Here is a 24473-nt window from a genome sequence, read left to right as displayed (position 1 = left end):
ATAGAAATTTTTCCTTGAACAGACTAGCCATGCGAAGGCTCGATGACGTATGGTAAACGTTATCTCAAAGGAGCCTGCATGTCCCGTACTTCCAAGTCTTCGATCTACTCCGCCGTGGCGTCGCTTGCGCTGGCGGCGACGCTGGTTCAGGCGCAGAACGCAACCGTCAGCATTCAACTGGACAAGCCGGCCCATGCCGTCAGCCCCACGCTCTACGGGTTGATGACCGAGGAGATCAACTACTCCTACGACGGCGGGCTGTATGCGGAGATGGTGCGCAACCGGACGTTTCAGGATCATGGCTTCGGCGGCGTGGCGCACTGGAACATCGAGCACATGGGCAATGCGCAGGCGACGATGAAGATCGACGCGCTGACCGGCCCGTCGGAGGCGTTGCAGCACAGCCTGCTGATCGAGATTGGCAAGGCCGACGCGGAGAATCCGGCGGGCGTCCGGAACGAGGGTTACTGGGGCATGCCGGTGCGTCCGAAGACGACGTACAAGGGTTCGCTCTATGCCAAGACCGATGCCGATCTGGGCCCGCTGACCGCCTCGCTGATCGACGACCGCACGGGCAAGACGCTGGCTTCGGCGACCGTGGCGGGCCTGACGAAAAGCTGGGCGAAGCACGACTTTACCCTGACGACGGGCGGGATCGAGCCGACCGCGCAGGCGCATCTGCTGCTGACGGTCGGGCATGCGGGCAAGCTGTGGATCGACATGGTCTCGCTGTTTCCGCCGACCTACAAGAATCGCGAGAACGGCAACCGGCCGGACATCATGGAAAAGATGGCCGAGATGAAGCCGAAGTTCCTGCGGCTGCCCGGCGGCAACTATCTGGAAGGCAACCTGATCGATGAGCGCTTCGACTGGAAGACGACGATCGGTCCGGAGGTCGACCGGCCGACGCATCCGAGCCCCTGGGGCTATCAGTCTTCGGATGGCATGGGCCTGCTCGAATTTCTGGAGTGGACCGAAGATCTCAAGATCGACACGGTGCTGGCAGTCTACGCGGGCTACTCGCTGCGGGGCGACCACATTCATCCGGGACCGCAGCTTGCGCCGTTTGTCGACGATGCGCTCGATGAGATCGAGTTCGTGACCGGCGACGCGTCGACGAAGTGGGGCGCGGTGCGCGCGAAGCTGGGTCATCCGGCGCCGTTTCCGGTGAAGTATATCGAGATCGGCAACGAGGACTGGTTCGATAAGTCGGGCAGCTACGAGGCGCGGTATCAGCAGTTTTACAAGGCGATCAAGGCGAAGTATCCGACGCAGTTCCAACTGATCGCGACCGCTCCGCTGAAGAAGTTCAAGCCGGACGTGCTGGACGATCACTACTACAAGCGTGCGGACGAGTTCTTCGACGATGTCAAGCACTACGATACGGTCGATCGCAACGGGCCGAAGATCTTCGTGGGTGAGTGGGCGACGCGCGAGGGCGGTCCGACGACCAACTTCGGCGCCGCGCTGGGCGATGCGGCGTGGATGACCGGCATGGAGCGGAACAGCGACCTGATCGTGATGGCGTCGTATGCGCCGCTGTTCGTCAACGTGAATCCGGGCGGCATGCAGTGGGAGTCGAACCTGATCGGCTACGACGCGATGACCAGCTACGGCGCGCCGAGCTTTTATGCGCAGACGATGTTCGGCCAGTATCTCGGCACGGAGGTTCCAACCTCGACGAGCACGGGCGGCACGTCGCGGTTCTTCTACTCGGTGACGCGCGATGCGGCTTCGGGCAAGGTGTTTTTGAAGCTGGTGAACGCCTCGTCCGCGCGGCAGACGGTGGATGTGAAGCTGGATGGCGCGGGTTCGGTGGGTAAGACGGCGGAGCTGGTGTCGCTGGTGGGGAGCAACCTGGCGGAGACGAACACGCTGACCGATCCGACGCGCATCTTGCCGGTGAAGACGTCGGAAAAGATCGCCGGAGCGAGCTTCACGCACACGATGCCGGGTTACTCGATCCAGGTGCTGGAGCTTTCGACGAAGTAAGAGGTTGTCTCGTGGCCCTCATCGCCTCTGGGCGGTGGGGGCTTTTTTCGCGGAAAAAAATTGCTCCAGTCTCGACGTGGAGACTGGAGCGTGGCCCTGCGGACGACCGCACTCGCGCTGGCTTGCCCCCCAGCAGTTGGCGCTGGCGATCGGTACGACGCGTTGGCGCAAAGCGAAACAGTCGGCGTGCCCAAGTGGGGCTCTGTGCTTGCTGCACGCCGGTGATCTCGACCTTGTGAAAACCGAATCGGGATGGATGTACGTTACGTGGAGCCGGCAGCGCCGCCTAGCTCCCATTCGGGAGGAACTTTCCTCGGGTTTGGTGGGTAACTGTTTTCTCAGACGGCGATGGAGCGCGTGCTGTCGATGTAGCCGGGGATCGAGAGGACGGTCCGTAGCAGCTCGGTCTGGCTGTTGACCTCCATCTTGCGGAAGACCTCCTTGAGGTGAAAGCGGGTGGTGTTTTCGGTGAGTCGCAGGGCGCTGGCGGCCTCTTTGACCTTGCGTCCGCTGGCGAGCTGGTCGACCAGGCGGAGCTCGGTGGGGTTGAGGCAGTAGAGGCTGCGAAGCTGGGCCGAGCGTGGGAACGGGCGCTGGGCGGGCGACTGCAGGAAGAGCAGCGCGGTGGGGCCGTCGGCCGTGGCTGGCGCGCCGAGCCGCATGAGGACGACGCGCAGAGGCGGCAAAGAGTTGGCGCGGGAGAAGAGCGCCGTGCCGCCGAACTGCGGGTCCGCCGCAACCTGGCTGCGGGTAAGCGGTCCGGCCTGCGCGAGGAGCTGCCGCAGCAGAATCTCTTCTTCGGCGTCGTCGGTGGTGAGTGTGGCGCCGGCGACGCGGAGGCCGCCCTGCTCGAGCACGAGGCGCGCCGCGGGGCTGACCTCGGCGACGGCGCAGCAGCGGTCGAGCGCGATGACGGGGATGTCGAAGAGCGCGGGAAACCAGCCGAGGGGCGAGACGGCCGGGCGACGGCTCAGGACGTCCTGTTGCGCGGCGCGCTGGCGGTCCAACTGCTGCTCGACCGCGCGGGCAAGATGCGGGCGGATGGCGGCGAGGAGCTGGATGGCCTCTTCGGGAAAGGGTCCGCGAGCCTGTGCACGGGCGAGCGCGAGGCCGGTGGCGTGGGGTAGCAGTGGGCCGCGCGGTCCGGCGGCGAGGTAGCGGCCGGGCGAGACGGGGCCGTTGGTGAAGACGGTCTGGAGCAGGTGCTGGTCGGCCGAGGGCTGCTGGGCGACCGGGTGGATCTGGGCGTCGGCGGGCAGCCGGAGATAGACCTGGTCGCTGCCGCAGAGCTGGTTGAGCTGGGCGAGGAAGGCTTCCCAGGCGTTGGCGGATGTGGGCGCGGCGTAGAGATGATCGATGAGCTGGAAGATGAGATCGGAGCTGATTTTCATGGGGCGCGTCTCCCTTGCGTGGATTGCCTCTAACTGTTGAAGCGAGAGGCAGTGCCAAAAAGGGACACGCGGCCGGAATTTATTTTGCTAAGCTCAGCGTCCGGCGCCAAGTTGTACAACAGGGCAGGCACGCCGGTGGCTATGCCGCAGAGGAAAACGCTCCCGCAGCTTCGCGGCGCGGAGGATCGGGCGGGAGAAGCATGTGCTTGCTCCCGCCCGGATGGATCAGGATGCCGGGTTGACGGCAGCGCCGGACTTCGCCAGCAGGGTGAGGCCGCCGACGCGGCCACACTCGGTCGGGTCGTACATGGGGGTGACCGATTCGACCACCGACTCGAACTGGGCGGAGGCGTAGGTGAAGGCGGTCTTGGCGGCGGCGCGGTCGGGCGCTTTCAGATAGCCGACGCGCAGGATGTGGCGCACCGATTCGGGTGTGAGGTTGACGAGGGTGGCGAGATCCTCGAGGCTGATCGCGCTGCCCTTGGGATCCTGGAAGACGAGCTTGAAGGGTCCGTCCGGATCGGTGACTCCCTCGAGTGCATCGATGAAGGCGGGCTGGGTGACGAGGAAGAGCCAGACGAGGAAGGCCGGCGCCGAGTTGCCGGTCGTCATCGCGTAGGAACCCTGGGCGGCGCTGGGGGTGCTGCTGTAGGAAAAGGCAGACATTGGAATCTCCTGGTGCGGGTTGAGAGGTGCAGTGAGAGCTGGGAGAGCGGGGGCGCCGCTCCATGGTTACTGCTTCGACAAAGGGGCCGAACCGCGTAGCCCGGCGAGAACGGCTTCCACGTTCTGTCGATTCGCGTCATCGCGATGCATGGCCTTTGCCAGATCGACAAAGTCCTGCATCTCATCTGCCGCAAAACCTGGGGGATACTCGGCGAAACGGCGCCAGACGGCGCGGGGGCGAAGAGCCGCGCGGCCGTATGCCTTCAACGCCTCTTCCTGGAGTTGCGTGGCCGCGTCGCCGGTCTCGTGCGCGGCCGCGATCCGGTAGGCGCGGGCGAGATACTCGCGTGCGCGCAAGGGCGCGTCGAGCGCGTCGGCCTTGCGGAAGGCGGCGAGGGCCTCCTGCGTCCGTCCGTTCGCGAGCTCGATTTCGCCGCGAACCCGCAGGCGCGCGAGCGTGTAGATGACGCCGATATCCTGCTTCGGCAGCGCGTTTTCCATTGCGGTCAGATTGTCGAGCGCGCGTCTGGCGAGCGGGGCCGGCATGCGCGGAATGGCTCCGCCGTAGATGGCGCTGGCCCAGAGAATGACCTCGGGGCTGGGATCGGTCGCGACGGCCTGCCGGAGCTCGTCGAGGCAGGCGTCGAAACGGCGCATCCGGCAGAGGATGTAGCCCCGGTCGATGGAGCGGCTGGCCTTTTCGGTCTTGCTTTCGACGGCGGCGAGCGCGGTCTCCTGTTCGGCGAGGACGCGCAGGGCGGCGGGGTCGTCGCCGCGTTCGGCGAAGAGGCGCGCCGGACCGGAGTAGGCGATGTGCCGGTAGGTAAGCGAAGGCACGGTCTTCAGGGTCTGGAACAGGCGCATGCTCTCGTCGTAGCGGCGTTCGACGAAGGCGCCGACGGCGTCGACGAAGTTGGCCGCGTCGATGCGGCCGTCCTTGCGCAGGCTGTTTGTCCACTGACGCTCGGCGTCGAAGTCGCCCAGCAGGATGTAGTTCTGGGCCAGCTCGTTGGCTCCGCTCAGCTTGTGGTCATGGAGCGAGCTGGCGCGCAGGGCTGCCTGGATTGCCTCTTCGGGCCGGTCCAGCATGAGCAGCGGAAAGGCCTGCGAGTACCACGCGACGGAGTCGTTCTGGTAGAAGGCGCTGTAGTCGCGGAAGGCCTCGAGCGCGGTGGTGTAGTCGCGGGTATCGGAGGCGAAGCTGCCCTGGATGAAGTCGCGTTCCTTGCGCGAGAGGCGCTGGCCGGCGCCTGCGTTCAGGGCGCTCTGGTAGGCCTGGTAGCCCTCGATGGGGCGGCTCATCGCGACGAGGTTGTCGCCCAGCGTGGCGTAGGCGAGGGCGAAGCCGGGATCGATCTGGATGGCCTTCTGGAGCGCGTAGATCGCCTCGGCCTGCTTGTGCTGGGACTTCAGGCGCTGGGCGTCGGCGAACTCGGCCAGCGCCTGCCAGTTGCCGGTGGTGACGTCCTCGGGCGGAGTGTTCAGGTTGGCGATGGTCTCGCCGGATTCGCCGGACTGCTGGCGGATCCAGTCGTTGGCGTCGCGCACGGTGGAGAGCAGCTCGGGCGCCATCGTGGCGGAGCTGCCGGGGGCGGCGGCGCGCCAGGCAAAGGTCCGGGTCCAGCGATGGCGGTAGTGCTGCGGGGTGGTGTCCGGCTCCTGCAGGTCGACGTCGAGGTTGTAGCCGCCGTTCGCGCCCCGGATGGTGGCGAAGACGATGCGCGCGGCGCCGGCGCGCATGGCGATCTCGCGCGCCGTGGGCTGGTCGGGTGCGTCGGCCGGGCTTTTCTTCATCTGCTGCATGATGTCTCCGGCGCGCCCCTGGTCGAGGAGGTTGATCTGAGCCGACTGGGTGAGGCCGGCGCGAAGCAGTTCCGTAAGGCTGTCGAGCGTGCGATCGCCCGTCTCGTTGCGTACCTGCGGCAGGTAGACGAGGGCTCCGGGGGCAACGCCTGTATTGGCTCTTGTCTTATAAAGGCGGAATCCAGCGACGAAAAGGGACACGGCGAGGATGCAAATCGTGGCGATGAGCGCGGGCTGTCTCCAGCGTCCGGCGCCGCCGGTTTGGGGCTTATAAGTAGATGGCCGGCCGGCGATCAGGGCGAGCACCTGGTCGACCTCCTGCGGCCGGTCTGCGGGTGAGGTCTGAAGGCAGGCCTCGATGGCGCGGCACCAGCTCTCGGGCAGGCCGGCGGTGTGGGCGCGGGGCGAAGGCGCCGGACCCTTGATGCGATGGGCGACGTCGCTGAGCAGGTCGCGCGCGGGGAAGATGCGCTCGGCGGTGACCATTTCGAAGAGGATGAGGCCGAGTGCGTAGAGGTCGGTGGCGGGGGAGACGGGCGCGCCTTCGAGCTGCTCGGGCGCCATGTAGCCAATGGTGCCGAGCGGACGGTTCGTGCCGGTGAGCATCGACTTGCCGTCGGGCCTGGCGACGGGCGCCAGGCGGGCGAGGCCGAAGTCCATCACGACGACGCGGGGCGGCGCGCTGGGGTCCGTCTCGCTGGAGACGATCATGATGTTCGAAGGCTTCATGTCGCGGTGGACGATGTTGAGCTTGTGGGCGGCGCGGAGAGCTTCGCCGATCTGGCCGGCGAAGTTGGCGGCGACGTCGAGCGGCAGTCGCCCGGTGCGTTTGATGCGTGCGGCGAGGGTCTCGCCGTGCAGGAACTCCATGGTGAGGAAGACGATCTCTCCCGCGCCGTGGCCGGTATCGATCTTGGCGCGGTCGATGTCGAAGGTGCGGCAGATGTGCGGGTCGCTGATGCTGCGGGCGAGCAGCACCTCCTGGCGGAAGCGCGCGATGGCCTCGGGGCTGGAGGCGATCTCGGGGCGGATGACCTTGAGGGCGATCTCGATGCCGAGCTCGTTGTCGAAGGCGCGGAAGACGTGTCCCATGCCGCCTTCGGCGATCTCCTCGACGATGCGGAAGCGGTTGCCGAGCAGGTCGCCGGGACGGAGCGCGGCGCCGGCGACGTCGAGGATGTGCAGGGGGATGTCGATGGCGTCGAGATAGCCGTCCGCCTCGCTGTCGGCGCGGAGAAGCCGTTCGACCTCGGGGCGGAGGGTGCGGTCGTGGCGGGTCATGGTGTCGAGCACGACGCCCCGGTCCTCGGCGGGAGCTTCGAGGACGGCGTGGAAGATCGTATCGATGTTGGCCCAGCGCTGACTATCCATGGGACCCGGGGCAGAGGCAAGCGGTTCAGTGTTGCTTTCGACGGACGGCGACTATACGAGCGATTACGCTGTAGTTCCAGGCAAGAACAGGCAACGGCAAAAAGCAGGCCCTTCGCTTCGCCCAGGATGACAAGCCTCGCAGGCGGCTGGCGGATCCCTGAAGGCAATCCACTTCGATCGACAGCTTCTGGGGCGGAAGGTCTCAGGCATGGGCGTTCAACTCATCGTAGAGCCATGCCTTGGCGATGCGCCAGTGGCGCTTGACGGTGCGCTCGGAGATGTTGAGGTGCTCGGCGATCTCGAGTTCGGTGAAGCCTCCGAAGAAACGCATCTCGACGATCCGGGCCTTCTCGGGGTCGAGCTTCTCAAAGGCGGTAAGCGCCGCATCGAGGGCGACGATCTCGGGCGGACGGACGGGCATGGGGGCGAGGTTATCGTCCAGCAGCATGGCGCTGATGCCGGCGCCGCGCTTGGCGGCATAGTTGGCGCGGGCATGGTCGACCAGAATGCGCCGCATGAGCGTGGCGGAGACGGCGAAGAAATGCGAACGGCTGTGCCAGTCCACGTCGCGCACCTTGACCAGACGGAGGTAGACCTCGTTGACGAGGGCGGTGGGCTGCAGGCTGTGGTCCGGCGACTCCTTGCGCAGATACCTGCCTGCAATCTGGCGCAACTCCTTATAGACGACCGGGATGAGGCGATCCTGCGCCACCCTGTCGCCTTTGTTCAAGTCGTGTAACAACTGCGTCACATCGCCTGGCAGGTAAGTCACGGAGTCCTTCTCGGAACTGTGTGCGTACCACTTTTATACGTGGCCGAGGGGCGGATGCCAAGCGCTTCGCGCGGGTTGGTTGCGCTGCCGGCGAAAGCGCTTAAGACGGCGATTGCGCGGTTGCTGGAGGTGGGCGCCCGGGCCGTGGGTATGGGTAACCTGCGTTCTGGTGACTTAGGTGGGCAGGAACGGCCGGACAGCTCCAGGGGCGGTCGAGGGCAGAAGAAGTCGGTTTTTAGCCGAATTTTACGGTTTTTCCACCGCTCGCTGCGGAAGGTGGTATTCGGCTAGAGTCCGGTGTGGGATGCCGGGTGACTCGGAAGTTGCATCGCGCGACGTAGAACAAGGTGTGTGAATGAACTAAAGTAACTAACAGTAACGCATCCGCAACTCCTATCTAACTTGTAGTTCAGAAGGACAACATGGGCCCCTTACGATCGACCTCTCCTGCTGTGGCGTACGAAGGTTTTCCGAAGTTCACCGTATTCTTTCAACCGATCGTGGATGTGGCGAACCGCCGGGTTCCCATCTACGAGGCGCTGACGCGTGGACTCGACGGGCGAGCGTATCCGGATCTGGTGGCCGGAATGTCGAAGGAGATGCTGCATGGGTTCCATCGCCGGACCGCGTTTCGCGCGATGCGGCTGGCGGCGAAGCAGCATCTGCTGGACCTGGGCGCGGTGCTGAGCATCAACATCCAGCCGGATGTGACGGCGGGCGCGATGGACGCGGAGTTTCTGCAGAATGCGGCGCGGCACCATGGGATTCCGGCATCGCGGATCATCGTCGAGCTGACGGAGGACCATAAGCTGTCGCTGAAGGATCTGCGGACGCTGGTGGGTGCGAACCAGGCGGCGGGGTTTGTGACGGCGATGGACGACTTCGGCGCGGGTTACGCGGGGTTGAACATGCTGGTCGACTGCCGGCCGGAGATCCTTAAGATGGATCGCGGACTGATTCGCGGGATCGCGACCGACTCGACCCGGCAGAAGATCGTGGGGGCGTTCTTCGACCTGTCGAAGTCGCTGAACATGACCGTCATCGCCGAGGGCGTGGAGACGCAGGATGAATGCGACACGTTGCGCGAGCTGGGCATCACGCTGATGCAGGGGTATCTATTCAGCGCGCCTGTGCCGCGGCTGATCCCATGGCAACTGGAGTGGGGACAGGAGCGGCGGCAGGCTTCGCCCAAGATTCTGCAACTGGACCGGGCGCTCGACCGGGCAGGGCAAAAGGCGCCGCGGTCGCCGAGCGTCGCCATGCAGGCCTGAGCGGGGTTTCCCGTTTTGCGCCACCCAGCGATCTGCCGATAGATCCATTGAAGATTTGAACCACCAACCTTCCCACGTAAGCGGCGCCCACGCGGCGTCGACCCTGGAGATGCACCGTGACGACTGTCTTAAAATCGACCTCCGCAAACCGTCTTTCTTCCCTTTCCAGCAAGTTTTCTTCCTTCGCGCTCTGGCTTTGCCTGACGGTCACGGCGCTGGTCTGCGGCCCGGCCGTGCAGGCGCAGGCGACCCGCTTTGCGGGTTCGACGCCGGTGAGCACGAGCGGTGGAACGCTGCCGGTGACGGTGACGTTGTCGTCGGCGGGCGCGGTCGGCAGCATCCAGGTGCTGACGGGCGGCGTTAGGGGTCTGGACTTTGCCGCGGCGACCGGTGGGAGCTGCTCGGCCAGCGCGACCTATACCGCGGGCCAGAGCTGCACGGTGAATGTGAGCTTTACGCCGACGGCGCCGGGCGAGCGTCGCGGCGCCGTGGTGCTGCTGAGCAGCCAGGGCAATGTGCTGGGGCGGCAGTTTGTCGCGGGCACGGCGACGGGCGCGCTGGGGGTCTTCATTCCGGGCACGGTCAATACGGTGGCGGGCGACTTTCTGTGGGTCTATGGCGGGGATAACGTTCCGGCCAACCAGACCTCGCTCTTCCTGCCCTTCGGCGTCACGGTGGATGCGGCCGGCAACGTGTTTCTGTCGGACACGAACAACAACCGCATCCGCAAGGTGGCCGCGGGAACGAGTATCATCACGACGATCGCCGGCACGGGAACGATCGGCTCGACCGGCGACGGCGGCCCGGCGACGGCGGCGACGGTGAATACGCCGACCAGCGTCGCGCTCGACCCGGCAGGGAATATCTACTTCTCCGACAATGGCAACAACGTCGTGCGGCGCATCGACGCCTTCACCGGGGTGATTACGACGGTGGCGGGCACGCTGGGCACGCCGGGGTACACGGGCGATGGCGGCGCGGCGACGCAGGCCACGCTGAATCAGCCGAACGGGCTGAGCTTCGACGCCTCCGGCAACCTCTACATCGCGGACACGGGCAACGACGTCATCCGGCTGGTGAGCGTGGCGACGGGCACGATCTCGACGGTGGCGGGCAAGGGCGGCGTCGCCAGCTACACGGGCGACGGCGGACAGGCGGCCTCGGCCACGCTGTACGGACCACGCGGTGTGACGGCGGTCGCGACCGGCGAGCTTTACATCGCCGACCAGAACAACAATGTGATTCGCAAGGTGAGCGCCTCGGGCGTGATCAGCACTATCGTGGGCACCAGCACGCCGGGCTTTCTGGGCGACGGCGGATTGGCGTCGCAGGCGGAGTTGAGCCTGCCGGCGAGCGTGGCGCTGGACGTGGCGGGGAACATGTATGTCGGCGACTCCGGCAATAACCGTGTGCGCAAGGTGAACGTCGCGACCGGCGTGATCACGACGATAGCCGGTGAAAGCAGCCAGTCCATCATGGGCGATGGCCTGCCGGCGACCTCGGACGGTCTCTACGGCCCGTACGACCTGGCGCTCGATGGCTCGGGCAGTCTGTATATCGCAGACGTGTTCCACAACCGCATCCGCAAGGTGAGCGCGAACGCCGCGTCGCTGCTGTATCCGGCGATGCGCGTAAGCCGCGTCTCCACGCCGGAGTCGCAGACGATCGAGAACGATGGCAATGCGCCCTTGACGGTGACAGGCTTTACGAGCGTGACAAACTCGGCGGTCGACGCCGGGAGCACGACCTGCAGCAGCAGCACTCCGCTGGCGGTGCTGGGTCAGTGCATCCTCGGGGCAAGCTTTGCGCCGACGGCGATCGGCAACCCGGTCTTCGGCACGATGAACGTAAGTTCGAACGCGCTGAACTCGCCCGGCGTGTTGACGCTGCAGGGCCAGGTGCTGACCATCGATCCGACGACGGTGACGCTGACCTCGAGCGCCAACCCGAGCAACGTGGGCGCGTCGGTGATCTTCAGCGTCATCGCCAGCAGCGCGGGCACGACGCCTACGGGCACGGTGACGTTGCTGGACGGTACGGCGACGCTGGGTACGGCGACGCTGGTCTCCGGCTCGGCGAACTTCAACATCGCGACGCTGGCCGCGGGCACGCACTCGATCACGGCTTCTTACGGGGGAGATACGAGCAACACGTCGGGCGTCTCGGCCGTGCTGACGCAGGTGGTGAAGGATCCGGTGGCGGCGACGAAGACGACGATCAGCTCCTCGGCCAACCCGGCCGTGGCGGGCGCCGCGCTGACGCTGACCTCGACGGTGACGGTGGCCGTGGCGGGTGCGGGTACGGGCACGATCTCGGGCTCGGTGTCGTTCTACGACGGCGCGACGCTGGTGGGTTCGGGCACGGTGAACAATGGAAATGCAACCGCCAGCGTTACAAGTCTGGGTGTGGGATCGCATGCGCTGTCGGCGGTCTACAGTGGCAACAGCAACTATGCGACGAGCACCTCCGGCTCGCTGTCGGAGAACGTCACGATCGCCAGCTCGGGGATCGCACTGAGCACGAATGCGAATCCCTCGGCGGCGGGCGCGCCGTTGACCCTGACGGCGGCCATTACGACGACCGGTGGAATTGCCACCGGAACGGTTACGTTCTACGACGGCGCGACGACGCTGGGCACGGGTACGCTGAATGCGGGCGGCTCCGCCACGCTGGTCGTGCAGGGCACGAACTGGACGGTCGGTACGCACACGCTGACGGCGGTGTATGGCGGCGATGCGAAGGATACCGCGATCACCTCGGCCGCGGTGAAGCAGATCGTCAACCTGGCGACGACGACGGTGTCGGTGAACACGTCGGCCTCGCCGATCGGCCAGGGTGGAGCGATCACCTTTACGGCGACGGTGAAGGGTAACGGCGGCACGCCCACGGGCACGGTGTCGTTCTATGACGGCGCGACGCTGCTGGGTACGGGCACGACCAGCATCGACGGCATCGCGACGCTGAACACGGCGACGCTGGCGCTCGGCTCGCACAGCATCACGGCGGTCTATGGGGGCGATGCGAGCGACAATGGCTCGACCTCGCCGGCGCTGACCCAGGTGGTGCAGTCGGCCTCGACGACGACGACGCTTGCGAGCAGCAAGAATCCGTCGAACTACGGCAGTTCGCTGGTGCTGACGGCGGTCGTCAGCGGCACGGGCAGCGTGCCGACGGGCAATGTGATCTTCACGGACGGCGCGACGGTGCTGGCAACCATCGCGGTCGATGGCACGGGCACGGCGACCTATGCGACGAGCACGCTGGCGATCGGATCGCATACGCTGACGGCGAAGTACCAGGGCGATGCGAACCACAGCGCGACCAACTCCTCGCCGCTGACGCAGAGCATCGTGCAGGGCACGACGACCACGCTGACGGCAAGCACGACGCAGAGCTTCGCGGGCAGCCCGGTGACCTGGACCGTCACCGTCACCGGAGCAAATGGCCAGGCGACGACGGGCTCGGTCTCGATCATGGACGGCGCCGCGTTGCTGGCGACGGTAACGCCGGATGCGACGGGCCGCGCGGTCTTCACGTCCGCCTCGCTGAAGGCGGGCACGCATACGATGGTGGCGACCTTCGCGGGCGATGCGACGGATGCGGCAAGCACATCGAACACGGTGGTAAACATCGTGAGCATCGCGACGACCACGACGGTGTTGACGAGCAGCCTGAACCCGGCGTTCACCGGCGTGGCGGTGACCTTCCACGCGACGATTGCGGGCAACGGCGGCGCGCCGACCGGTAGCGTGAGCTTCCTCGACGGTTCGAAGGTGCTGGCGACGGTGGCGGCTACGCCGGATGCAAGCGGCGCGACGGCGCAGGCGACGCTGACGGTGTCGACGCTGGCGCCCGGCGTACACAACATGACCGCGCAGTACAGCGGCGATACGAACGACAATGGCAGCGTCTCGGCGGCGGTGAGCCAGCAGATCGTGCAGCAGACGAGCCTGTCGCTTGCCTCCAGCGCGAACCCCTCGCTGCTGACCGATAGCGTGACGATCACGGCGACGGTAAGCAACGGCACGGCGACGCCTCCGACCGGCAACGTGGTGTTGACCGATGGCGGCGCGACGATCGGCACGGCGGTGATTGGCACGAACGGCGTGGCGAGCTTTACGCTGACGAGTCCGGCGCTGGGCACGCATGCCCTGGTCGCGACTTACGCGGGCGATGCGCAGAATACGGCGGCGACTCCCGCGACGCTGACCCAGACGGTGGTGCTGCGTCCGACGACGAACACGCTGACGGTTTCGAACACGCAGCTTACGGCGGGCCAGCAGCTGATCCTGCTGAGCGTGGTGACGGGCAACGGATCGCGGCTGCCGGGCGGTACGGTGACCTTCGTGGCGGGCGGCACGGTCTTCGGCACGGCGACGCTGAACGCGCAGGGCATCGCGACGCTCTCGGTCTCGCCGGATCAGGGCAGCTACGGCGTGACGGCGGTGTACTCGGGCGATACGCTCTTCGCGGGCTCGACCTCGGCGGTCGACAATGTGGTGGTGGCGCCGACGGTGGCCTTCACCATGAAGGCGACGCCCAACACGATGACCATGGCAAGCGGCCAGCACGGCACGCTGACCGTGCAACTGGTGACGGCGACGACGCTGAACGATACGCTGGCCTTCGGCTGCGCGGGTCTGCCGGCGTCGGCGACCTGCACCTTCTCGCAGGACACGATCGCGGTGAAGGGCGGAATGTCGACGAGCTTCACGGTGACGGTCGACACGGGCAATCCGCTGGGTTCGGGCGGCGTGGCGCAGGTGGAGACGCCTGCTTCGAAGAGCACGCTGGCGCTGGCCTGCATCCTGCCGCTGGGCGGCCTGATGCTGGTGCTGGGCCGAGGCAAGCGCTTCAGGCGTCCGCTGGGGCTGCTGACGCTGCTGCTGTTGCTGGGTAGCGTGGCTTCGCTGACGGGCTGCGCGGGGCTGAACACGAAGGATACGCCGGCCGGCAGCTATGTCTTCTCGATCGTCGGAACGGGGCTTACGACCGGTTCGAGCCAGAGCACCGCGGTGCAGTTGACGGTGACGCAGTGAAGCTAAGAGACGCGATCTACCTATTGCTCCTGATGGCGGGAGCGCTGACCCGGGCCGGTATGGGTCAAGCGCTTCCCGCAGCGGTAGGACCTGGATCCTACATCACGGTTGGAGTCACGGCTTCGGCTTACGAGTCGGACTATGGCAAGCGGTTGCTGGGCGGCGGCGCGGTGTTTCTGGACGCGCATGTGTACCGCCGGATCGGCGTGGAGGCGGAGGCGCGCGACCTGCGTCTGCACAGCGATCTCGGCATCCACGAGCGGACGTACATGGTGGGACCGAAGTACTCGTTCCTGCCGCACCGCGTGAGGCCGTATGTGAAGTTCCTGGTGGGGCGTGGGGAGTTCGACTTTCCCTATGGCTATGCCAAGGGGTCGTATGTGGCGTTGGCGCCGGGCGGCGGGTTGGACTGGAAGCTCGGTAAGACGCCGGTGTTTATCCGGGTGATCGATGTGGAATATCAGCTTTGGCCGGGGTTTACGTATGGGCAGTTGAAGCCCTATGGCGTGAGCAGCGGCGTGGCGATCCGGGTGTTTTAGAGGTTGGCTGAGGCCGCTGTCTGCTCAACCAAATCGCCTGTCATCCTGAGCGTAGCCGAAGGACCTGCTTTTGTTCTTGCTGTTGCTTGTTTTCGCCTCGGACTGGAGCAAGAACAGGCAACAACAAAGACAGAAGCAGGTCCTTCACTACGTTCAGGATGACCAGCATTGCGGGCTAGAGCCGGCAACAGCAAAGACCAATGGGGGTCTCTCCACTGCGCTGCGCTCCGTCGAGATGACGGGCGTTTGCGTGAGGGAAGAGACCCCTTTCCTGCGCCTACTGGACGTTGATGGCGACGCCCGCGGGCTGGCTGATGCCTGCGCCGGTGTAGGGCGTTGTGGTGATGGGCGCGCCTGCGTTGTTGAAGGCGGAGACGCTGTTGCCGCCCTTGTTCGGGACCCAGAGGTTGCCGCTGGCGTCGATGGCGATGCCGGCGGGCTGGTTGAGGCCGCCGCCGGTGAAGTTCGTCGCGGAGGCGCCAAGCGGCGCGATGCGGGTGAGGCTGTTGCCGGTGGCGTTGGCGACCCAGGCATTGCCGGTAGTGTCGATGGCGATGGCGGACGGGCCGGAGAGCGGGCCGGCGGTGTAGCCGGTGCTGGACGAGAGCGCGGCGCCGGTGGGGGCAAACTCGCTAACGGAGTTGTTGGCGTTCGTGAGCCAGATGTTGCCGGTGGCGTCGACCGCCATGGCCGTGGGCGCGGAGAGGCCGCCGCCGGTGTAGTGGATGCCGATGAGCCAGTTGGTGGGCGCGCTCGTGAGCGTCGGGCCGAAGGGTGGGTTCGCCGTGCTGAGATTGAAGAGCGTGGCGACGTTGGCGCCGGGGTTGTGCGCGATGTTGAGCGCGGCGGTGAGAGTGTCCGTCGGCGCGGCGCCGCCGGAGGGCGTGGCTGCGGCGAAGAGCTGCGAGCAGGCGCCGGAGGTTCCGTTGGTGTTCACGCAACTGGCGAGGATGTTCGCGAGGGTGTCGATCTCGGCGATGGGCAGGGTCGCGCCGGCGGGCAGGGCTGTGCCGGGGGCTTGTCCGGTGGCGAGGTTGACGACCTTGTTCGCGGCGGCGAAGGCGTTGGCGAGGCCGGTGGCGTTGCCGGCGGAGGTTCCGGCGTTGGCGGGTCCGGTCATGAAGCGGGCAAGCGACCAGGCGCCGGCGACGGTGGTGACCTCGTTCATGTTGATGAAGGTGGTCGCGGCGTTGGCGACGAGGTTCGAGCAGGAGCCGAGCGCGGCCATCATGACGATGGCGGAGTTGGTGGTTCCGGCGGAGAGGCCGGGGTTGCCGCCGGAGCCGGTGAGATAGACCTGGTTGACGCCGGAGCAGCTATAGTCGCCGGAGATGTTGAAGGCGCCGTTGGCGTCGGTGGTGACGGGGGTGGTGAGCAGCGGGGTGGCCGCGGCGCCGTAGCCGCCGGCGCCGACGGCGTAGAGCTGGATGGTCGCGCCGGAGATGGGTTGCTGTCCGCCGTGCATGGCGCCGCTGAAGGAGGCTCCGGCGATGACGGCGGTGGACTCGGTGGGCGCCTGGAAGGTAGCGCAGCCGGTGAGGATCAGGGCGGTGGCGAGGGTCGCGAGCTGGATGGGGCGGCGGAGTGTCATGGAAGACGTCCTTGGAGTTGCACGGTTGAAACGGTTGCGGATTCGGGCGAAATGCGGGGTTCTCTCCACTGCGCTTCGCTCCGGTCGAGATGACGAGTTCAGTGCTGGCTCGTTCGTAAGCATCATGGCTGGACTCCCAGGGTGCCGGACTTGACGGCGGCGGCGGTGGGAGTGACGACTGGTTCGGCTGCGCCGAGGAACTCGGTGAGCGAGGAGTCGCCAGAGTTGGCGACCCAGACGTTGCCGCTGGCGTCGATGACGAGGGCGGTGGGCGTGCTCAGGCCGCCGCCGTTGTAACCGGTGGAGGGTGAGAGCGCCGTGCCGGTGGAGCTGAGGACCGAGAGCGTGCCGGCTGCGTTGGCGATCCAGATGGAGCCGGCGCCGGTGACGGCCAGGGCCTTCGGCGAGGCGATGCCGCCGCCCGAGTAGGTTCCGGTGAGGGCGCCGGTCTTCGAGAACTCCGTGACCGTCGTGCCGCCTGCCGCGCCGGACCAGACGTTGCCGGAGCCGTCGATCGTGATGCCGGAGCCGCCGCCGGTGTAGCCGGACGCGGTCGAGATGGCCGCGCCTGCGTTGGTCAGCGCGGAGAGGGTGCCGTTGCCGTTGAAGACCCAGACGTTCTGCGTGCTGATGGTGATGGTCGCGGCGGACGAGGTGGAGGCGGTGTAGTGCGAGTCGCCGACGTAGGTGGCGGTGATGGAGTCGACTCCGGCGGGCAGAGCGGTGGTGGAGTAGCTCGCCGCGCCTGTGCCGGAGACGGTGCCGTAGCCGAGGGTGGTTGCGCCGTTCGCGAAGGCGACCGAGCCGGTGGGAGTGCCGCTGGTGGTTGGCGTGACCTGCGCGGTGAGGGTGACGCTTGCGCCGGGCAGGGCGAAGCCGGTCGAGAGCGAAAGCGTGGTGAGCGTGGAGGCCGGGTTGACGTCGATCTCGAGCTGCACGGTCGAGCTGCTGGCGTTGTTCGCGAGGTCGCCGTTGTAGCTGGCGGAGAGGAAGTGCGAGCCGACGGAGAGACCGGTGAGCGTGAGGTTGGCGACAGCCGAGGACAACGTGACGGCTGGGGTCTGGGCGACGCCGTCGAGGGTGAAGGTGATCTTGCCGGTGGGCACGGTCGATCCGGAGACGGGCGCGACGGTAGCGGAGATGGTCGCGGTCTGGCCGTAGCTGATGGTGCCGTTGGCCGGGCTGACGGCCGTAAGCGTGGTGGTGGTCGCGACGCCGCCGGGGATGCCGACGCCGGTGACCGCGAAGGTCTGGGCGTGGCCGGCGTTGCTGGTGACGGTGAGGTTTGCGGTCAGCGTGCCGGTGGTGAGAGGTTGGAAGGTGACCGGCAGCAGGCAGTTGGTGGTGGTGTCGGTGTTGCTGGTGCAGGTCGCCGTACCGGCCGTGAAGTTGGTGTTCGAGAAGCTGTAGGGGTTGCTGGTCGCGGGCGTTTCGCCGGGGGCGAAGTGGACCTGCAGGGTCTGCGTGGTGGTCGCGCCGGCCTGGGTGGAGGGGAAGGTGGTGTTGAGCGACAGCTTGCGGATGGCGTAGTCGCCGGAGTCGGCGATGTAGAGGTTGCCCTGTGAGTCGAAGGAGAGTTGATAGGGTTTGCTGAGCTTGGCCTGGACGCCGGGGCAGCCGTCGCCGTAGCTGCCGGAGCAGGGCGTGCCGCCGCCGGCGACGACATACATGTACTGCGTGGCGGCGTCGAGACGCCAGACGACGTTGTTGCTGTCGGCGATGTAGAGGTTGCCGAGCGCGTCGGAGGTGACGCCGTAGGGCGCGTTGATGGCGACGCCGACGGCCGATCCGCCGGCGAGGGCGAGCGTCGTGTTGCCGTTGCCCGCGATGGTGGAGAGGATGGCCGAGGCGTTGACCTTGCGGATGCGGTTGTTGGCTCGGTCGGCGATCAGGAGGTTGCCGGAGGGATCGACCGCCGCGCCGCCGGGCAGGTTGAGGGCCGCGGTGGTGGCGGTTGCGCCGAAGCCGTCGCCGGCGAATGTGCCGGTGGTGATGTAGCCCGCGGACGTGTTGATGATGCCGGCCGGGGTGATCTGGCGGACGCGGTAGTTGCTGGAGTCGGAGACGTAGAGGTTGCCGGTGGCGCGGTCGATGTCGACGGCCTGCGGGCTCTTGAGGCGGGCCAGGGTGGACTGGCCGCCGTCGCCGGTGAAGCCGGTGGAGCCGGTTCCGGCGTAGATGCTGATGAGGCCGGTCGTGCCGTCGACGCGGCGGACGTAGCTCTTGCCCTGGTCGGCGATGAAGATGTCTCCGGAGGCGTCGACCGCGATGCCGCGCGGGCTGGTGAGGATGGCCTGGGTGGCGGGGCAGCCGTCGCCATAGGCGTCGCCGCCGGTGCAGACGGTGGTTGCGCCGCCGGCGACGGTGGTGATGACGCCGGTGGCGGCGTTGACCTTGCGGATGACGTTGTTGGAGGAGTCGCCGATGTAGATGTTGCTGCTGGCGTCAACGAAGAGGCCCTGCGGCGTGTTGAGCGTGGCGGCGGTGGCGGCGGCGCCGTCACCGAGGTAGGAGTGCGTGCCGGGCGTGCCGGCGACGGTCGAGATGATGTATGGGATGAGCTGCGGCAGGGGCGCGGCGGTGATGGTGATGACAGTCGGCACGGAGGTGGAGGTGGCGAAGCTGGCCGTCGCGGGGAAGGCTGCGGTGATGCTGTCGTTGCCGACGGGGAGGGCCGAGGTGGTGAAGGTGGCGACGCCGTTCGAATTCAGCGTGGAGCTGCCGAGCAGGACGATGCCGTTGAGGAAGTTGACCGTGCCCGAAGGCGCGATGGCGCCGGTGGGCGTGGCTGCGGTGGTCGCGGTGAGGGTGATGCTCGTTCCCTGCACGGCGGTCTGCGTGGTGACCTGCAGGCCGGTGGCGGTGGTTGCCTTGCCGACGGTGACGTTCGAGGCGGCGGAGGTGTTGGCCGAGCCGAAGGTGGAGTCTCCGCTGTACTGCGCGGCGATGGAGTGGCTGCCGACGGCGAGGCCGACGGGCGAGATGGAGGCTGTGCCGCCGCTCATCGTGACGGGCGCCTGGTAGACGCCGTCGAGGATGAAGGTGACCGTGCCGGTGGGGGTCGTGCTGCCGCTGCCGGGCGTGACGGTCGCGGTGAAGGTGGTGGGCTGGCCGTAGATGAGGATCTGGTTCGATGGCGTGGTGACCGCGACGGAGATGCTAGCCGCCGCGCCAAGCACGATGGCGTTGCCGCTGAGGGCGAAGGTCGCGGTCTGGCCGAGCGTGGCTTTGACGGTCAGGGTTGCGGTGCGCAGGCCGGAGGCGGTTGGGGTGAAGGTGATGGCGAGGGTGCAGTCCTGGGTGGAGTCTGCGTTGGCGACGCAGGTGGGCGTGCCCGCGAGGGCGTAGTTGCCTGTGCCGCCGGAGATGGCAAACGGCGAGGTGGACGCGGGCGAATCGCCGGGTCCGAAGTGGGCCTGCAGGGTCTGGGTGACGGACGAGCCGACGGCGGTCTGGGCGAAGCTGGTGTTGTTGGCGACCTTGCGGATGACGTCGTTGTTGGTGTCGGCGAGGTAGAGGTTGCCGGCGGCGTCGGCCACGACGGCGGAGGTGCCGCTGACCTTGGCCTGGAGCGCGGGGCAGCCGTCGCCGATGGCGTCGGTCGCTCCGGCGCAGAGCGTGGAGGCGCCGGCGACGGGCTGCATCGTCTGCGTGAGGACGTCGACCCGCCAGACGAGGTTGTTGCCGGAGTCGGTGATGTAGACATTGCCGATGGCGTCCGTGCCGACGCCGGTGGGGTTCTTCAACTGGGTCTGCGAGGCGATGCCGGAGGTCTGATTGAGGCCGGCCGTGCCGGTTCCGGCGTAGGTGGAGATGATGCCCTGGGCGTTCACCTTGCGCACGACGAAGTTGGCGCTGTCGGCGATGTAGAGGCTGCCGGTGACGTTGTCGAAGGCGACGCCGTTGGGTCCGTTGAGCGAGGACTCGGTGGCGGGGCCGCCGTCGCCGGTGTAGCCTGCCGTGCCTGCGCCGACGAGGGTGGTGATGATGCCGTTGGTGTCGACCTTGCGTACGACGTTGTTCTTGGTGTCGGCGATGTACAGGTTGCCGGCGGCGTCGAAGGCGAGGTTTTCCGGGTTGTGGACGGCGCCCTGGTTGGCGGGGCCGGAGTCGCCGGAGTAGCCGCCGGAGCCGGTGCCGGCGTAGAGCGAGATGATGCCAGTGGCGAGGGTGACCTTGCGGACCTCGCTCTTGGTGTAGTCGGCGATGTAGAAGTTGCCGGCCGTGTCGGTGGCTGTGCCGCGAGGGCCGTAGAGCGGTGCGGAGGTCGCGGCGCAGCCATCGCCGTAGCTGTCGGTCGCGCCGGAGCAGGTGGCCGAGCCGCCGCCGGCGACGGTGGTGATGACGCCGGTGGCGGCGGTCACTTTGCGTACGACGAGGTTGGTCGAGTCGGCGATGTAGAGGTTGCCGGAGGCATCGACCGAGACGCCCTTGGGAAGGTTGAGCGAGGCGGCGGTGGCCTGCGCACCGTCTCCGCCGTAGGAGGCCGTGCCGACGGTTCCGGCGACGGTCGACATGAAGTACGGCAGAAGCTGCGGCGCGGCGGGCGCGCTGCCGACGGTGGTCGAGACGAGCACCGTCGCGGCCGTGGAGGTGGACGCGGCTTCGTTGGTCGAACCGGCGTATGTGGCGACGACGTTGTCGCTTCCGGCGGGCAGCGTGGAGGTGGTGAAGGCGGCGTTGTTGTTCGAATCGAGCGAGGACGAGCCCAGCAGCGTGCCGCCGAGGGTGAAGGCCACGCTTCCGCCGACCAGCGCCGCTGCCGAAGGCGAGCTGACGTTGGCCGTGAAGGTGACAGGCTGGTAGCGCGCGGCGGAGCCGGTGGAGGCGACGAGCGTGGTGGTGGTGGGCTCCGGCACGACGGTGAAGTTGAGCGTCGACGAGGTGGACATGGCGTAGACGGAGTCTCCGCTGTAGACGGCCGAGACGCTATGGCCGCCGGTGGTGGGGCCGGTGATGGTGACGCTGGAGGTCGTGCCGGAGAGCGCGACCGCGGGCTGGACGACGCCGTCGATGGTGAAGGTGAGCGTGCCGCCGGGCGTGGTGGTGGTCGTCTGCGGGACGAGCGAGGCGGTGACGGTGACGGCCTGTCCGTAGGTGATGGCGCCGGTGGGCTGGGTGACGGTGAGGCCGACGGTGACGGGTACGGCGGTGCTGGCCGAGACGGTGACCGGCACGGCGGTCGAGACCGAGCCCTGGTGGTTGCTGTCGCCCGCGTAGTTGGCCACGATGCTGTGCGGTCCGCTGGCGAGTGCGTTGGTGCTGAAGATCGCCGTGCCGGTGTTGTCGACGGCGACGGTGGCAAGCTGCGACGCGCCGTCGGTGAAGGTAACGTTTCCGGTGATAGTTCCAGCGGTTGCCGTGACCTTGGCGGTGAAGGTGACATTGGCCTGGTAGGCGATGTTGCTGGCCGACGCAGTGAGCGAGGTCGCGGAGGTGAGGGTCGGGTTGCCGACGGTCGCGATGTAGCTGCCGAAGGTCATCGCCGGATAGGTGCTGTCGCCCTGGTAGGCGGCGGTGTAGGTGTGGGTTCCGGCGGCGACGTTGAGCAGTTGGGTGGAGGTCGTGATGCCGTTGAGCGTCACGGACTGAACGATGTTCGAGCCTTCCATGATGTAGAGCTGGCCGGTGGGGTTCGCGGCGGGCGAGACGATGGGGATGACCTGGAAGGTGATCGGCACGGTGGAGCCGGTGATGGTGGTCTGGGGCGTGGCGAAGAGCTCGCCCGCGGCCGAGGGGAAGGCGTTGGTGCAGTCGCGCACGGTGGATGTGCCGGTGATGTTGTTGGTGATGTTGACGCCTGTGCCGGAGGGCGAGAAGTTGACGGCGCCGGGGCCGAGGGTGATGTTCGCGTAGGAGGCCGAGAGGTTCGAGGCCTTGACGCCGTCGATCTGCACGTTGTCGAGCGTGAGGCCGAGCGGGTAGGTGGAGCTGTAGCCTTCGAACGTCATGGAGCCAGTGCCGAGCGAATGAAAATTACGCAGCGTGATGTTGGTGAAGTTGGGGATGAGCGAGCCGGTGGAGCTGGAGTAGTAGGGGTTGAAGATGAGCGGATGCGTGGAGTTCTGCATGCAGACGCCGTCGTAGAGGACGTTGGTGACGAGGCCGCCGCGGCTGGAGTCGGACTTGATGCGGATGCCGTTCTGGCTGGTGTTGGTCGCGTCCTGGTTGATGGAGACGTTGTTGACGTAGATGTTCGATACGCCGGAGTTGACCTCGCTGCCGATGGAGATGCCGTGACCGGCGCCGAGGTAGGAGTTCGAGATGGTGATGTTCTTGGCTTGCTGGTTGCCGGAGCTTTTGACGGCGATCATGTCGTCGCCATCGGATATGTAACTTTTTGTGATCGTAATGTTTTGCGCGGAGGCGGGGTCGATGCCGTCGGTGTTGCGCGCAAGCGTTGGGGTGATGATCTTGACGCCCCAGGCGGTGAAACCGACGCCCTGCGAGTAGGAGACGTGGAACTTGGGCGGGTTCTTCAGGGTGATCTTGTAGAGCGTGAAGTTGTTCGAGCTGTTGAGCTGCAGCATGCGGGGGTTGTTCTGGTCGAGGCCGTCCGCGTCGGCGGTGTTGGCGAGTCCGTACCAGGTGGTGCTGGTGCCGATCATGGTGTCTTCGCCGCGGCCGTCGATGGTTCCATAGCCCATGATGCCGGCGTTGACGACGTTGTTGCCGGTGATGATGGCGTTGCAACCGGCTCCGACCGAGTCGAGGATGCCGCAGGCGCCGGGGGAGACGTCGTAGTCGCGTGGATTGCGCGACGCGAAGAGGGTGACGCCGGCGTCGACGATGAGGGTGACGCCGGAGACGAGATTGAGCGGCTGGGTGAGGAAGGCGTTGTTGAGACCGGAGGGCGCGAGCTCGACCGCCTTGCCCGCGGGGCAGGCGTTCATCGCGGCCTGAATGCGCGCGGTGTCGAAGCTGTTCTCGGCCGATGAGGGAAGATCGGTGCCGGATTGCGCGAGGGAGGCGGAGAGCACGGTGCAGACGGGAGGGAATACAGGTTCGACCACTGTCCTTGTGTCCTGAGCATAGGCGCGACCAATGACAGAGAGAATCGCGAGGATGGCTACGGCGAGACTGGACGTGCGAAGACGGTGTGCGAGCAAGGGAATTCTCCGGTGAGGCCGCTGTTTTGTTTTCTTTAGCGGGAGAACGGTAGCCCATGCGACATTCGATCGTCAATGCGGATTGCGGAATAAATTTTTTGAGTGGTTGCCCACTTTGGGTTTGACCAATGACGCTTGCGACTCGATCGAGAGTATAGAGGTACGACCTTATGGGTGAAAGTTCGAGGCTTTAGCGGTGACGTATGCCTGGCAGGCGCAGGGCTGGGAGTTCGTCTTGGTCGGGCGTTTGAAGAGAAAACAGCCAGCAGGGAGCGCAAAAAAAGTCCGGAGGAAGGCCGTGACTGGCCTCCCCCCGGACTTCTATACGGTGCGTCTGCGATCTACTTGCGCTCGCCCAGCTTGCCGTGGAAGTGGTACGCCACGCCGAAGGAGAGGATCTGGGGACTGAGGCCGCAGGGCGGAAAGCCGGGCCAGCGCTCCCACTCGTAGTCCAGCACCCGGATGTTGAGACCGGGCACGGAGGTGCGCAGGTCGAGGCCGGCGCCGACAGTGAAGGTGTTGAAACCGAGGTTGGCGATCTGCACGCTCTTGCCGGTGGTCGCGTCCGTGCCGGCGAAGTTGAAGATGCCGCGTCCGTACATGGCCTTGGCGTAGGGTACAAGGTGGTGCTGCGGACCCATGGGGCGGGTGTAGCGGACGCCGAAGTTGTACGTTTGCTCGTAGAGGATGGGGTCCGGGCCGGTGAGGTGGTGCATGTTCACCTCGAGGCCGAGGTGATGCTTCACGTCGAAGTCGAGGTAGGCGCCGTAGCCGCGCCACTTCTCGGGCAGGTAGTCGGGCAGGGCGCCGGAGCCGGAGACGCCGATCTGGAGGTCGGCGGCGCGGTCGGCGGTGTGGATCGCCTGGGCGAAGGCGTTCTCGCCAACGCCCAGCAGGAGCAGCAGGAGGCAAAGCTGTTTGATCACCGG

The 24473-nt window shown here is 66.6% G+C and carries 11 protein-coding genes; 4 read left to right on the top strand and 7 right to left on the bottom strand.

Annotated elements, in window-relative coordinates:
* The first annotated feature begins 78 nt into the window (after window positions 1–78).
* Window positions 79–1992, top strand: coding sequence for an alpha-L-arabinofuranosidase C-terminal domain-containing protein (locus CHB87_RS18540; protein WP_089409943.1), 1914 nt, complete (start codon window positions 79–81; stop codon window positions 1990–1992).
* Window positions 1993–2330: 338 nt separating this feature from the next.
* Here CHB87_RS18540 and CHB87_RS18535 read toward each other — a convergent pair whose 3' ends face one another.
* The 4 genes from CHB87_RS18535 to CHB87_RS18520 form a co-directional block, all read right to left on the bottom strand.
* On the bottom strand, window positions 2331–3383 hold the full coding sequence (locus CHB87_RS18535; protein WP_089409942.1) for a helix-turn-helix transcriptional regulator: 1053 nt from the start codon (window positions 3381–3383) through the stop codon (window positions 2331–2333).
* A gap of 225 nt (window positions 3384–3608) precedes the next feature.
* Complete coding sequence (locus CHB87_RS18530) at window positions 3609–4049, bottom strand: hypothetical protein (RefSeq protein WP_089409941.1); 441 nt, start codon at window positions 4047–4049, stop codon at window positions 3609–3611.
* 66 nt (window positions 4050–4115) lie between these two features.
* Window positions 4116–7223 carry a protein kinase domain-containing protein gene (locus tag CHB87_RS18525; protein WP_089409940.1) on the bottom strand — a complete coding sequence of 1036 codons (3108 nt, stop codon included), beginning with the start codon at window positions 7221–7223 and terminating at the stop codon, window positions 4116–4118.
* 202 nt (window positions 7224–7425) lie between these two features.
* On the bottom strand, window positions 7426–7995 hold the full coding sequence (locus tag CHB87_RS18520) for a sigma-70 family RNA polymerase sigma factor (protein WP_089409939.1): 570 nt from the start codon (window positions 7993–7995) through the stop codon (window positions 7426–7428).
* A 422-nt stretch (window positions 7996–8417) separates the two neighbouring features.
* Between CHB87_RS18520 and CHB87_RS18515 the strand changes: the two genes are divergently transcribed.
* The 3 genes from CHB87_RS18515 to CHB87_RS18505 all read left to right on the top strand — a co-directional run bounded on the left by CHB87_RS18515 (window position 8418) and on the right by CHB87_RS18505 (window position 14844).
* On the top strand, window positions 8418–9266 hold the full coding sequence (locus CHB87_RS18515; protein WP_089409938.1) for an EAL domain-containing protein: 849 nt from the start codon (window positions 8418–8420) through the stop codon (window positions 9264–9266).
* A gap of 116 nt (window positions 9267–9382) precedes the next feature.
* Window positions 9383–14305: an Ig-like domain repeat protein gene (locus CHB87_RS18510; protein WP_089409937.1), complete on the top strand. Its 4923-nt coding sequence runs from the start codon at window positions 9383–9385 to the stop codon at window positions 14303–14305.
* A 59-nt stretch (window positions 14306–14364) separates the two neighbouring features.
* Window positions 14365–14844, top strand: coding sequence for a hypothetical protein (locus tag CHB87_RS18505; RefSeq protein ID WP_142988427.1), 480 nt, complete (start codon window positions 14365–14367; stop codon window positions 14842–14844).
* Window positions 14845–15121: 277 nt separating this feature from the next.
* On the opposite strand, the gene CHB87_RS18500 is transcribed toward CHB87_RS18505, so the two are convergent.
* From CHB87_RS18500 to CHB87_RS18490, 3 genes are all read right to left on the bottom strand, one after another.
* A complete protein-coding gene (locus CHB87_RS18500; RefSeq protein ID WP_089409935.1) occupies window positions 15122–16435 on the bottom strand; it encodes an NHL repeat-containing protein in 1314 nt (437 codons plus the stop codon).
* A 122-nt stretch (window positions 16436–16557) separates the two neighbouring features.
* Window positions 16558–23544, bottom strand: coding sequence for an Ig-like domain repeat protein (locus CHB87_RS18495; RefSeq protein WP_142988426.1), 6987 nt, complete (start codon window positions 23542–23544; stop codon window positions 16558–16560).
* Between the two features lie 341 nt (window positions 23545–23885).
* Window positions 23886–24470: a hypothetical protein gene (locus tag CHB87_RS18490; protein ID WP_089409933.1), complete on the bottom strand. Its 585-nt coding sequence runs from the start codon at window positions 24468–24470 to the stop codon at window positions 23886–23888.
* Window positions 24471–24473 lie beyond the last annotated feature (3 nt).

The organism is Granulicella rosea (genome assembly GCF_900188085.1).
GTDB lineage: Bacteria > Acidobacteriota > Terriglobia > Terriglobales > Acidobacteriaceae > Edaphobacter > Edaphobacter rosea.
The sequence above is the reverse complement of the archived record's forward strand: the minus strand, read 5'-3'. Positions and strand labels throughout refer to the sequence as shown.